The 13,599-nt window shown below is 67.2% G+C and carries 6 protein-coding genes; 5 read left to right on the forward strand and 1 reads right to left on the reverse strand.

The window, feature by feature from the left end; translation table 11 throughout:
• Window positions 1-73: 73 nt before the first annotated feature.
• Window positions 74-3,127: a TonB-dependent receptor gene (locus EPA99_RS00990; protein ID WP_129469744.1), complete on the forward strand. Its 3,054-nt coding sequence runs from the start codon at window positions 74-76 to the stop codon at window positions 3,125-3,127.
• 128 nt (window positions 3,128-3,255) lie between these two features.
• Here the strand turns inward: EPA99_RS00990 and EPA99_RS00995 are convergent, their stop codons facing one another.
• Window positions 3,256-4,875, reverse strand: a complete 1,620-nt coding sequence (locus tag EPA99_RS00995; protein ID WP_129469329.1) for a phytoene desaturase family protein — start codon at window positions 4,873-4,875, stop codon at window positions 3,256-3,258.
• 100 nt (window positions 4,876-4,975) lie between these two features.
• Between EPA99_RS00995 and EPA99_RS01000 the strand changes: the two genes are divergently transcribed.
• From EPA99_RS01000 to EPA99_RS01015, 4 genes are all read left to right on the forward strand, one after another.
• On the forward strand, window positions 4,976-6,646 hold the full coding sequence (locus tag EPA99_RS01000) for a CHASE2 domain-containing protein (protein WP_164978519.1): 1,671 nt from the start codon (window positions 4,976-4,978) through the stop codon (window positions 6,644-6,646).
• Between the two features lie 147 nt (window positions 6,647-6,793).
• A complete protein-coding gene (locus tag EPA99_RS01005) occupies window positions 6,794-8,875 on the forward strand; it encodes a M13 family metallopeptidase (protein ID WP_129469745.1) in 2,082 nt (693 codons plus the stop codon).
• A gap of 142 nt (window positions 8,876-9,017) precedes the next feature.
• Window positions 9,018-11,111 (forward strand): M13 family metallopeptidase, encoded by a 2,094-nt coding sequence (locus EPA99_RS01010; RefSeq protein WP_129469331.1) that lies wholly within the window; start codon window positions 9,018-9,020, stop codon window positions 11,109-11,111.
• Between the two features lie 250 nt (window positions 11,112-11,361).
• A complete protein-coding gene (locus tag EPA99_RS01015; protein ID WP_129469332.1) occupies window positions 11,362-13,386 on the forward strand; it encodes a M13 family metallopeptidase in 2,025 nt (674 codons plus the stop codon).
• Window positions 13,387-13,599 lie beyond the last annotated feature (213 nt).

Here is a 13,599-nt window from a genome sequence, read left to right on the forward strand (position 1 = left end):
ATGTCGCCGTGCGGCATGCCTTACATCCGAGAACAAGAAAGACATGAATAACGCAATTGCCAGCAAGGGCAGGATGCCCCGCGCGCTCAAGCGCACCACTTTGGCCCTCGTCCTGGGCGCCTGCGTCCTGCAGGGTCAGGTCCACGCGCAGAGCACGACCGGTAGCCTGTACGGCACGGCAGAGCCGGGGACCAGCATCACTGTCACCAGCCAGACCGGCCTGACCCGCAGCATCACGGTGGACGCCAACGGTCGCTACAGCCTGGGCTCGCTGCCAGTCGGCAGTTACAAGGTCGAGCTGCGTCGCGGCGATCAGGTGATCGACACGCGTGAGAACGTCGGCCTGCGCGTCGGCTCGGGCACGGAGATCTCCTTTGCTGGTGCGGGCGCGACCGATAGCAGCGATGCGACCACGCTGGGCGCGGTGACGGTGACCGCGGCCAATGTGCCGCCGATCGACGTCAGCTCCACCAGCTCGCGTTCGGTCATCACCTCAGAGCAATTGGCCGTGCTGCCGCTGGGCCGCAGCGCCGAGGCCATCGCGCTGCTGGCCCCGGGTGCGGTTGCCGGCAGCGGCGCTTTCAGCAATGGTTCGCGCTCGGTTGTCTCCTTCGGCGGTTCGGGCGTGACCGAAAACGCCTACTACATCAACGGCTACAACGCGAGCAACCCGCTGAGCAACCTCGGCGGCGTCAGCCTGCCCTACGGCGCCATCGACCAGCAGGAAACCTACACCGGCGGCTACAGCGCCAAGTACGGTCGCTCCACGGGCGGTGTGATCAACCAGGTCGGCAAGCGCGGCACCAACGAGTGGCACTTCGGTGCGCAGGCCGTCTGGGAGCCGAAGTCGCTTGCCAGCTCGCGAGGCGATGTCTTCTACCCCAACGCCACCTTGCCCGAAGGCTACGGCTATGAGGATCCCACCTTGCCGGGCACGATGTACCGTCGAGGCAAGAATGACGTCCAGAGCCGCACCGTCTATAGCGGCTACGCTGGCGGACCGCTGATCGAAGACAAGCTGTTCGTCTTCGTCGCGGCGGAAACCGACAAGGTCGATGGTGCGACCACCAGTACGGCGACCACGGCCAGCAATCAGGGCCGCAACCACTACGACTACAGCTCGCCCAAGTTCTACGGCAAGCTGGACTGGAACATCAACGACAACAATGTCGTGGAGTACACGCGCGTTGAGAACACCGACCGGCGCGGCGGCTACTACAGCAACTTCGACTACGAGGCGCTTGCCGATGGAGGTCGCTCCGGTCTGTATCCGGACACCTTCAAGCTCAAGGACTCGTACGACATCTTCAAGTACACCGGCTACATCACCGATGACCTGACCATCAATGCGATGTGGGGCCGCAGCACCCAGCACAATCAGCAGTGGAATCCGGCGCCTTCGGATCTTCCGCATATCAGCGGCTTGAACTTGCAAGACCCTTCCGTTACAGGCGGCAGGCGCATCGGCAACGATCAGGCAGCGACGCAGCTGAAAGCCGATGACCCCATCAACAAGACCAGAAATCTCCGCCTTGAATTGAATTACCGCCTGGGCGATCACGACTTGACGGCCGGCGTGGACAATATGTATTTCAATGCCTACGACGAGGGCGTTTTTACCAGCGGCCCGGGTTACCGCTGGATATATGGTCAACAGCAACTCGACGAGGAAACTGGGCAGTACCCGCCGATCAATCCAACACTTGGCGTCGGGCCAGCCGGCGGCGAAGGCTATTACGTCAATCGTCGCATCTTCACCACGACGACCAGCATGGCGGTGGAGCAGAAGGCCTACTACGTCGAGGACCGTTGGCAGGTCAGCGACAACTGGCTGTTGACGCTGGGCCTGCGCAATGACCAGTTCACCAACTACAACAGCGACCATGTCGCCTACGTCGACAGTGGCGACCAGTGGGCCCCGCGTCTGGGCGCAAGCTGGGATGTGTTCGGCGACTCCTCGTTCAAGGTGTTCGCGAACCTGGGCCGCTATTACCTCGCCCTGCCCAACTCGGTGGCGATCCGTGGTGCCTCGGCATCGACCTACACCAATGAATACTTCACCTACAGCGGCATCGACGCCAACGGCGAACCCACCGGCCTCACCCCGCTGGGACCTGGCCCGGTGTCGTCCAACGGCGAGTACGGGCAGGCGCCCAATCCCGGTGCCTTCGCGCCCAGCAATCTGAAGTCGCAGTACCAGGACGAGTTCATCCTGGGCTTCGAGAAGACGATCGGCTCCAGCTGGAACTCCGGCGCCAAGTTCACCTATCGCAAGCTCCAGACCGCAATCGACGACGTGTGCGACACGGGCCGGATGGCTGCCAAGATCGATGCCACCGGCGGCGACTCGGAAGCCGTGGATATCCCGGGCTGCGTCATGTTCAACCCCGGCGAGACCAACAGCTATAACCTCGCCAATCTCGATGGTTCCGGCTTCACCACGGTGAGCATGTCGCAGCAGGATTGGGGTTTCACCGACAAGGCGCGCCGCAACTACGTGGCTGTCGACCTGTTCCTCGAGCATCCTTTCGATGAGAAGTGGTACGGCCGCATCGACTACACCTGGTCGCACCTTTACGGCAACACCGAAGGTCAGGTGAAGTCGGACCTTGGCCAGGCGGACACGTCGAAGACGCAAGATTGGGATTCGGCCGAGCTGATGTACTACGCCGGCGGCAACCTGGCCAACGACCGTCGCCACCAGCTCAAGGCGTTCGGCGCCTACCAGATCACGCCGGAGTGGATGGCATCTGCCACCTTGCGCGTGTATTCGGGGACGCCCAAGTCCTGCCTGGGTTACTTCGGTGACAACGAGGCGGATCCGATCGGCTATGGCTCCGGCTATCACTACTGTGGCGGAGAGCCGGTCAAGGCCGGTGGCGCCGGAGAGACGCCCTGGATCAAGAACCTCGATCTGGGCGTGACCTATCGTCCGGCCTTTGCCGACCACAAGCTGGCCTTCGGTTTGAACATCTTCAACGTGCTCAACGATCGCTCGGTCAATCGCGTCGACAGCGTCTACGGAACCAACCCGTACACCGTGTCCAATACCTACGGGCAAGGCACTTCGGCCTACAGCTTCAACCCACCGCGTTACGTGCGCCTGACCGCCTCCTACGATTTCTGACCGTGGGTCCGCATATCAACTGAAGTGGAAGCAGAAAAGGCCCCGGACGTTCCGGGGCCTTTTTTTGTCTGGGCGGCGCTTCGATCACCGTGATGGCCAAAAGTGCCAGCACGTCGTGGAGCCATGATTCAACGCAGATCCCCCATCACCACCCGCGCCGCGTTATGCCCCGGCGCGCCCGTCACCCCGCCCCCCGGGTGCGTGCCGGCGCCGCACAGGTACAGGCCGGGCAAGGCGCCGCGATAGCCGGCCTGGCCCAGGGCCGGGCGCGCAGAGAACAGCTGGTTGAGCGAGAGCGCGCCGTGGAAGATATCGCCGCCGATCAGGCCGAAGTCGCGCTCCAGATCCAGCGGGCTCTTGATCTGGCGGCCCAGCACCGAGGCGGCGAAACCCGGGGCGTAGCGCTCGACCGTGGCGATCATCAGGTCGGCCACCTCCTCGCGGTGGTCGTCCCAGCTGCGGCCGGCCGGCAGCTCGGGTGCGACGTGCTGGCAGAACAGGCTGGCCACATGCTGGCCTGGCGGCGCGAGCGTCTCGTCCAGGGTTGAGGGAATCAGCAGCTCGACGATGGGCTCGCGCGCCCAGCCATGGGCCCTGGCATCGAGATAGGCGCGGTCCATGTAGTCCAGCGAGGGCGCCAGGATGATGCCGGCGGTGAGATGGTCGCCCTCGCCGGGCAAGGCGGTGAACGAGGGCAGGCGATCAAGCGCCACGTTCATGCGGAAGGTGCCGGAGCCACAGCGCCAGTGGGCCATGCGCTCGGCGGTCGCCGGCGGTACGTGTTCGGGCCGCAACAGGTGTTGGTAGAGCAGCCTGGGATTGACGTTGGCGACTACGCTGCGCGCGCGTAGCGCCTGGCCGTCCTGCAGGCGCACGCCAACCGCACGACCGCCCTGGACCAGCACCTGCGCCACGCCGGCGTCGGTGCGGATCCTGGCACCGGCCGCGCGCGCGGAGGCGGCCATGGCCTGGGTGATCGCGCCCATGCCGCCGATGGCATGCCCCCAGGCGCCCTTGACGCCATCGACCTCGCCGAACACATGGTGCAGCAGCACGTAGGCGCTGCCTGGCGTGTACGGACTGGCGTAGTTGCCGACCACGCCATCAAAGCCGAACAGCGCCTTGACCGGCGCGCTCTCGAACCAGCGCTCCAGGTACTCGGCCGCCGAAATGGTGAACAGGTCCAGCAGTTCCTGTCGCAAGGTCTGGTCCAGCGACATCAGCCGCCGTCCGAGCGTTGCGCCGCGCAGCAGCTCCGGCAGCGCCTTCCACCAGCCTTCGCCCGTGATGTTGGGCGGCGGCTGCAGCGCCATCGCGCGCAGCACATCGGCGATGGCCTCCAGGCGCGCCTCGTAGGCGGGCAAGGCTTGCGCATCGCGCAAGGAGAACTTGGCGAGCTGGGCCTGGGTCTGGCCGGCGCCGGTGAGCAGGTACTGTCCATCGGGCAGCGGCAGGAAATTGTTGCGTCTGCGCTGCACGATGCGCAGGCCGTGGGCGCGCAGGTCCAGCTCGTCGATGACCTTGGGCTGCAGCAGCGAGACGGTGTAGGACGCGACCGAGTTGCGAAAGCCTGGGTGGAACTCCTCGGTCACCGCCGCCCCGCCCACCACGCCACGGCGCTCCAGCACCGTGACCTTCAGCCCTGCGCGGGCCAAGTAGGCGGCGCAGGTCAAGCCGTTGTGGCCGCCGCCGATGATGATCACGTCATCCTGGCCTGGCGGCACGTCGCGTTCCGGGGTGGCAGCCATCATTTTTGTGAACTTCGTCTCTATACTCGCCCAAGTCGCCCCTGAAAGAGCGTCGCATGACCCGCAGTTCCACCGCAGCCCGCAGCCCCCTGCCACAGCCGTGACCACGACGCATCGCATCAAAGCCGTGCGCAGCTATCGGCAACGGCTGAAGTCACGCGCCCTGACCGGCGTGGCCGCCATGGCGCTGGCGCTGGTCCTGCTGCTGGGCAACCTTACCCGACCGGTGGACGACCAGCTCTACCAGCTGCTGCTGCCCTCGGTGGCGCCTGTAGCCAATCCCCGCATCGTGCTGGTCACCATCGACGAGCACAGCCTGGACGAGCTGGGCCCGCGCCCGTGGTCACGGCGCGTGCTGGCGCGGCTGCTGGACCGGCTGACCGGGCTGGATGTGCGGGGCGTGGGCCTGGATGTGCTGCTGTCCGACCCGGCCTTGTTCGATCCGGAAGGCGATGCCCTGCTGGCGCGCGCCATGCGACGCAATGGACGGGTGGTGCTGCCTGTGCACGCCGAACCCGGCGTGGCCAGCGCGCCATTGATCGAACTGTTGCCGATTCCTGAATTCGCCAGCTCGGCCGCGGCGCTGGGCCATGTCGATCCGGGCGCCGACGCCGACGGCGTGGCGCGCACGCTCTACGGACAGGCCGGACCGGGTGCGCCGCGCTGGCCGGCGATGGCCGTGGCGCTGAGCCGCTTCGATGCCAGCCGCGCGCAGTCGCCCCTGCCGGTCCTGCCCGCCACCAATGGCCCGGACGCGCGCGAGTGGGTGCGGGCCGACCCACGTCGTATCGCTTTCACCGACCAGGGCTTCCGCCGCCTGTCCTTCGCCGATGTGCTGAACGCACGCGCCCCTGCCGAAGCGCTGCGCGGCGCCTGGGTGCTGGTGGGCAACGATGGCGCGCCGCAAGACCTGCGTGTTGCCGTGCCGATGCGAGGCAATGCGATGATCGGCACCCTGGAGTTCCAGGCCCAGGCCCTGAACGCCGTGCTGGCCGGCGCCACAGTGGAGGCGCTGCCATTGCCGCTGCAGGTCGTACTGACCTCACTGCTGATGACCTTGCCGCTGCTGCTGACCGGCCTGCCGGGGCTGTCGCGCATGCGCTGGACCCTGCTGCTGGCCGGCATCGCCAGCCTGGGCGCGGCCTGGCTGCTGCTGTACGCGCATCGTTGGTTCCCGCCGGCCAGCGCGCTGCTCACGCTGGCCGTGGGCGCCGCCCTGCTCGGCCTGCACCAGCTGCGCCAGCTGCACTCGCGCACCCAGACCGACCCGCGCACCGGCCTGATCAATGCCTCCGGCTTCCAGCACCGCATGCAGGTGGCCCTGCGCGAGGCCGCCCAGCATCGGCACCCGGTCTCCCTGCTGATGCTGCAGCTGGACCGGGCGCGCTCGCGCAGTGGCACCGACGCGATGCTGCACGAGCTCGGCCGCCGCCTCAGCGCGCGCGCGCGGCGACCGCAGGACCGGGTCGCGCACCTGGGCCAGGGGCGCTTTGCCATCCTGCTGCCGGATACGCCGGCCCATGCCGCCGCGGCCATCGCCACCACCGTGCACGTGGACCTGGGCGAACACCCGGCCGAGGACGAGCTGGGCACGGTCAGCATCGGCCTGCACACCTTCGACCCGGGCAGCGGCGATGACCCGTCCAGCCTGCTGGAAGGCGCGCAGGATGCGCTGCTCAAGGCCAGGACCAGCGGTGGCAACACCACCGTGTGCCATCGACGCGAAGCCGCCGCCCCGCTTGCGCCGGCCACCCTGACCCCGGGCGCATGACCTTCGACACCCTGCCCTGACCCGGGCCGGCGGTAGAGTGGCCGGTCCGCCCGTGGCGGGCGTGGGGGCCTTGCCAATCCACGCGGCACGGGCACCTCATCGATCCGTCCAAGGGAGCCTTACGTGACCTTTCGCAAACCGCATGTCCTGACCCTGTCCCTGGCTGTGGCCGCCGTCCTGGCCGGCTGCGGCAAATCCGAGGACGCCGCCCCGGCGGCCACGGAGCAGACACCCGCTGCCGCGCCCAAGACCCTGACCCTGGACGAATCCAAGCTGCCGCCGGTCAACCGCTTCGAAGCGGCCGACATCGACAGCAGCCTCAACGCCTGCACCGACCTCAACGCCTACGCCAACAGCAAGTGGCTCAAGGCCAACCCGATCCCGGGCGACCGCACCAGCTGGGGCGCCTTCGAAATGCTGGCCGAGCGCTCCAACGCCGCGCAGCAGCAGCTGGCCGAACAGGCCGCGGCCGATCCCAACGCCACCGGCGTGGAAAAGATCGTCGGCGACCTGTGGGCCACCGGCATGGACGAAGCCAAGGTCAATGCGCAGGGCATCGAGCCGCTGAAGGCCGACCTGACCGCCATCGACGGCCTGGACAGCCAGGACAAGCTGGTCGCCTATCTGCGCAGCACCGCGGCCAAGGGCCAGAACGGGCTCTTCAGCTTCGGCGCCGAGGCCGACTTCAAGAATTCGGCGACGAACATGGCCTACGCCGGCCAGGGCGGGCTGGGCCTGCCGGACCCGGAGTACTACACCAAGGCCGAGAACAAGGCCAAGCTGGACGCCTACCAGGCGCACATCGCCAAGGTGCTGGAGCTGTCCGGCGTGGCCGCGGCCGACGCCGCCACCCAGGCCCAGCAGGTCGTCGCGTTCGAAACGCGCCTGGCCAAGGTGTCCAAGACCAGCAAGGAGATGTCGCGCGATGTCTCGCTGTACTACAACCCGCTGACCCTGGCCGAAGCCGACAAGCTGACGCCGAACTGGTCCTGGACCGAGTTCTTCAAGTCGCAGGGCGTGGCCGCACCGGAAAAGTTCTCGCTGGCGATCCCGGCCTTCCACGAGGAGGTGTCCAAGATGCTGGCCGACACCGATCCGGCGCAGTGGCGCGCCTACCTGCGCTTCCACACCGTCGATGGCGCCGCGCCGTTCCTAAGCGATGCCTTCGTCACCGAGAACTTCAACTTCTACAACAAGACCCTGCGCGGCCAGAAGGAAATCCAGCCGCGCTGGAAGCGCGTGCTGGGCGCGATCAACGGCCAGGCCGGCGAAACCCTGGGCCAGCTGTACGTGAAGGTCGCCTTCCCGGCCGATTCCAAGGCCAAGATGGAAACGCTGGTGGGCAACCTGCGCACCGCGCTGAAGGGCCGGATCGAGCAGCTGGACTGGATGAGCGATGAGACCAAGGCCAAGGCCATCGCCAAGTGGGAGAGCTTCACGCCCAAGATCGGCTATCCGGACAAGTGGCGCGACTGGGCCGGCCTGAGTACCCAGCGCGACAGCTACCTGGGCAACATGCTGGCGCTGGCCGAGTTCAACTACAAATGGAACCTGTCCAAGATCGGCAAGCCGGTGGACAAGACCGAATGGGGCATGAGCCCGCAGACGGTCAACGCCTACTACAACCCGCTGCAGAACGAGATCGTGTTCCCGGCCGCCATCCTGCAGCCGCCGTTCTTCGACCCCAATGCGCCGGATGAAATGAACTACGGCGGCATCGGCGCGGTGATCGGCCACGAGATGACCCATGGCTACGACGACCAGGGCAGCCGCTTCGGGCCGTCCGGCAACTTCGAGAACTGGTGGAGCGAGGCCGACGCCAAGGGCTTCTCCAGCCGCACCGGCAAGCTGGTGGAGCAGTTCAATGGCTACGGCACCGAAGCCGGAGACAAGGTGAACGGCGAGCTGACCCTGGGCGAGAACATCGCCGACCTGGGCGGGCTGGCCACGGCCTACGACGCCATGAAAACCGCCACGGCCGGCAAGGACGACCCCAAGACCGACGGCATCACCCGCGACCAGCGCTTCTTCCTCAACTGGGCCACGGTGTGGCGCCGCAACTTCACCCCGGAAGAACTCGTCGTGCGCCTGAAGACCGATCCGCATGCGCCGGCCAACTTCCGCGCCATCGGCACGCCGTCGAACATGCCGGCCTACGCGGCCGCCTTCTCCTGCAAGAGCGGCGATCCCATGGTGCGCGACGGCGAGAAGCGCGTTGTGATCTGGTAAGACCCACCACGGGCGGCACGTCGAAAGGCGTGCCGCCCGTTGCTTTTTCCAGCGACCCGGATTGGATCGCCCTCGCGCCCTGGATGGGCCCAGGCGACGGCGATCTTCCGCACATCGATTCATTCGAGAACGAGCAGACACCATGCACGCACCCAAGCTCATCACCCTCTCGCTGGCGGTCACGCTGGCGCTGTCCGCCTGCAAGGGCGAGGACAAGCCCGCCGCCACGGCCGCCGCGCCGGCCCAGACCCAGCCTGCCGCGCCCGCCAAGCCCGCGTTCGACGTCTCCGAGCTGGACACCACGCTCAACGCTTGCGATGACTTCAACAGCTTCGTCAACGCCAAGTGGGTCAAGGCCAACCCGATCCCCGAGGACCGCAGCGGCTGGGGCGCGTTCGATGCGCTGGGCGAGACCAGCCTCAACACCCAGCACGAGATCCTCGAGGCGGCGGCGAAGAAGACCGATGCCGACGCGGCCTCGGTCGAACACAAGCTGGGCGTGCTGTACGCCGCCGGCATGGACGAGGCCGGGATCGAGAAGCTCGGCTATACGCCGATCAAGCCGCAGCTGGACGCCATCGCGGCACTTAAGGACGGCAAGGACGTGGCCCGGTACATCACCCAGCGCCATGCCGAAGGCGATTCGGAAGTGTTCGAGTTCGGCTCCGGCGCCGACTTCCACGACGCCAAGATGCAGATCGGCTATGCCTTCGAGGGTGGCCTGGGCCTGCCGACCAAGGACTACTACACCGACCCGCAGTACGCGCAGATCCGCGACGCCTACCTGGCCTACATCGCCAAGACCTTCGAGCTGACCGGCACGCCCGCCGATGCGGCCAAGGCGCAGGCGCAGCAGGTCTTCGACCTGGAGAAGACCCTGGCCGCCGCCTCGCTGTCGCGAGTGGAAGCGCGCGACCCGCAGAACCAGTACCACTTCGTCAGCGTGGCGCAGGCCGACCAGGTCATGCCGCATTTTTCCTGGGACGACTACTTCAAGGCGCAGGGCGTGAGCATCGACAAGGGCTTCTCGCTGTCGCAGCCGAAGTTCTTCGCCGCCCTGGACAAGCAGCTGGCCAGTGCACCCATCGCACAGTGGCAGGCCTACCTGCGCTTCCACGCCATCGACGGCGCGGCCAGCGCGTTGAGCAAGCCCTTCGCCGACGCCAGCTTCGATTTCTGGGGCAAGACCCTGTCCGGCCAGCCGCAGCAGAAGCCGCGCTGGAAGCGCGTGGTGGGCGCGGTCAACCGCGCCATCGGCGAGGGCCTGGGCCAGCTGTACGTGGCCAAGGTGTTCACCCCCGAGGCCAAGGCCCGTGCCACCGAGCTGGTGGACAACGTGCGGGCGGCGCTGAAGACGCGCATCGAGCATCTGGACTGGATGAGCGATGAGACCAAGGCCAAGGCCCTGGCCAAGTGGGAGACCTTCCTGCCCAAGATCGGCTACCCCGAGACCTGGCGCGACTGGTCCGGCCTGCAGTTCAGCGCGGGCGACTACTTCGGCAACCTGCAGGCGGCGGCCAAGTTCAACCACCAGTACGACCTGGCCAAGATCGGCAAGCCCACCGACCGCAAGGACTGGGGCATGACGCCGCAGACGGTCAATGCCTACTACAACCCCACCGACAACACGATCAACTTCCCGGCCGCGATCCTGCAGCCGCCGTTCTTCGATGCCAAGGCCGACGACGCCATCAACTACGGCGGCATCGGCGCGGTGATCGGCCACGAGGCCAGCCACGGCTTCGACGACGAAGGCAGCCAATTCGACGGCGAGGGCAACAACAAGAACTGGTGGAGCGAGGAAGACCGCCGCAAGTTCGAGGCGCGCACCGGCAAGCTGGTGGAGCAGTTCGATGCCTATACGCCGATCAAGGGCAAGCCGGACCTGCACGTCAACGGCAAGCTGACCCTGGGCGAGAACATCGCCGACCTGGGTGGCCTGAACGTGGCCTACGACGCGCTGCAGACCGCGCTCAAGCAGCACCCGGAAGAGGCCGGCAAGAAGATCGATGGCTACACGCCGGACCAGCGCTTCTTCCTCAACTGGGCGCGCGTGTGGCGTGGCGATATCCGCGAGCAGCAGGCCATCGTCTACCTCAACGCCGATCCGCATGCGCCGATTGCCCTGCGCGCCATTGCCGCGCCGTCCAACATGCCGCAGTTCGCCAGCGCGTTCTCGTGCAAGGCCGGCGATGCCATGGTGCGCCCGGAGGACAAGCGCGTGGTGATCTGGTAAGCGCCGCGCTTTCCTGCCCTGCTTGATGCCAAGGCCCGGCTCGTCCGGGCCTTCGCTTTTCCCGGCCCGCCGGTGCAAGAGTTGTCGCGCCGCGTCGGCACGCCGGCCGCTTGCGCCAGACCGTAGGCCGGGCCGCGACGTTGACGCCCCGGCGATCCACCGCGACTCGCTGAACGCGCCAGCGAAATCCGCCGACGATCACCGGCGCATTGGTAGAATCCGCCGCTTCGACCGCCGGAATTCTGCCCAGATGACGCAACTGCGCCACGCCCGTACTCCCACCCTGCTTGCCATGGCGCTGCTGGTCGCGCTTGGCGGCGGGGATGCCTTCGCCGCCGCCAAGAAGAAGAAGGCCGCCCCCAAGGCGCCGGTGGTCAAGGCCGAATGCACCGATTTCTACAGCGCCGCCAACGCCGACTGGCTCAAGGCCAATCCGCTGCCGGCCGGCGTGGGCTCGATCTCCGCCCTGGGCCAGCTGCGCGCGCGCGCCGAGCAGCAGCAGCGCGAGCTGCTGGAGGCCGCCGCGACCCAGCCGCAGGGCAACGTGCAGAAGCTGCTGGGCGATTTCTGGGCCAGCGGCATGGACGAGGCCGGTGTCGAGCGCGACGCCGCCAACCCGATCGCCCCGCTGCTGGGCCGCATCAATGGCATCAAGAAGGCCAAGGACATTCCGCCGGCGATCGCCGCGCTGCACCAGGTCGGCATCCCGGTGGCCTTCAACTTCGGCCCGGACGTGGACCTGAAGGCGCTGGACCGCCACATCGGCTACTTCAGCCAGGGCGGCCTGGGCCTGCCCGACCCGGCCTACTACACCCGTACCGATGCCGAGACCCGCGAGCTGCTGGGCCGCTACCGCGCCTACGTCAAGCAGATCCTGGCCCTGACCGGTACTTCGCAGGACCAGCTGGATGCCGAGTCGGCGCTGGTGCTGGACCTTGAGACCCGCATCGCCCGCGCCTCGCGCCCGCTGCCGGACCTGGTCAACCCGCTGACCAACTATGCGCCGGTGCCCACCAAGGAGCTGAAGAAGCAGTTCCGCGCGCTGCAGCTGGACGATTTCCTCAAGGTCCAGGGCGTCAACGACGACGTCGTCTCCGTGGCCAACCCCGAGCTGCTCAAGCAGGTCGATGCGCTGGTCGGCAGCATCAAGCCCGACGCGTGGAAGGCCTACCTGCGCTGGCGCGTGGGCGATGCCATGGCACCGTACTTGTCCAAGCCCTGGGTCGATGCCTCCTTCGCCTTCCGCGGCCGTGTCCTGGAAGGCCAGGTGGCCCCGCTGCCGCGCTGGACGCAGGTGCTGGGCGCCATCAACACCGCCGCCGGCCCGATGCTGGGCCGCGAGTACGCCGCGCGCTACCTGCCCGAAGCGTCCAAGAAGCAGGCCGAGACCGTGGCCGAGCAGATGCGTGCGCAGCTGGAGCAGGCGATCGCCGGCAACACGCTGATCAGCGCCGAGGCCAAGGCCGAAGCCAAGGCCAAGCTGGACAAGCTGAAGATCGAAGTCGGCACGCCGCGCCGCGACCTGGACTACACCGTGCAGCCGATGGGCCGCGGCAGCTTCGGCGGCAACATGCTGATCGCCAGCACCTGGCGCCACCGCGAAGAGATGAAGCGCATCGGTCGCGGCAACGCCGACCGCCGCTGGAACGTGCTGCCGCAGCAGCCGGCCCTGGCCTACGACCTGGCGCAGAACCGCCTGATCATCACCGCCGCGGTGCTGCAGCCGCCGGTTTTCGATGTCAGCCGCGATGCATCCGCGCAGTACGGCGCGCTGGGCGCGATGGTCGGCCACGAGCTGACCCGCGGCTTCGATACCAAGGGCCGCATGATCGATGCCAAGGGCGAGATCCGCGACTGGTGGACCCCGGCCGATGCCGCTGCATGGAATGCGTTGAGCGAGAAGGTCGCCGCCCAGTACGGCGCTTACCCCTACCCCGCCCTGACCGGCACGCGCGTCAACGGCACGCTGACCCGCGATGAGAACCTGGCCGACATCGCCGGCCTGGAGCTGGCCTGGAAGGCCTTCAACGCCGCCCAGCCCAACGCCAACCCGGGCGCCAAGGAAACCTTCTACGCGTCCTGGGCGCAGCTGTGGGCCCAGCAACTCTCGCCGCAGGAAGCCACCCTGCGGGTGACGGTGGACACCCACGCCCCCGGGCAGTGGCGCGCCAACGGCCCGCTGATGAACCTGCCCGACTTCGCCACGACCTACGGCTGCAAGGCCGGCCAGCCGATGTTCAAGCCCGAAGGCGAGCGCATCCAGCTCTGGCGCTGAGACAAGGCGCCGAGTCGAAAGAGCCAGGATGCAGGAGCGTCATCCACCCTGCGTAGGGTGGACAACGCCAAGCTTGTCCACCAATGCGCCTGCCACGCCAAGCCACGAGAAAGCCGCCACGCGCGGCTTTTTTGTTGGACGCGCTGCCACGCCACCACGCATCTTCGTTACCCGTCTCGCGGCGATGGTGGATGAAAGAGCGTCATCCACCCT

Source organism: Pseudoxanthomonas composti (genome assembly GCF_004122095.1).
In the GTDB taxonomy this organism is placed as follows: Bacteria; Pseudomonadota; Gammaproteobacteria; order Xanthomonadales; family Xanthomonadaceae; genus Pseudoxanthomonas_A; species Pseudoxanthomonas_A composti.

Coding starts and splice junctions, on each gene's coding strand:
- EPA99_RS00990 (WP_129469744.1), top strand. CDS start 74: ATGCCCCGCGCGCTCAAGCGCACCACTTTGGCCCTCGTCCTGGGCGCC.
- EPA99_RS00995 (WP_129469329.1), bottom strand. CDS start 4,875: ATGGCTGCCACCCCGGAACGCGACGTGCCGCCAGGCCAGGATGACGTG.
- EPA99_RS01010 (WP_129469331.1), top strand. CDS start 9,018: ATGCACGCACCCAAGCTCATCACCCTCTCGCTGGCGGTCACGCTGGCG.
- EPA99_RS01015 (WP_129469332.1), top strand. CDS start 11,362: ATGACGCAACTGCGCCACGCCCGTACTCCCACCCTGCTTGCCATGGCG.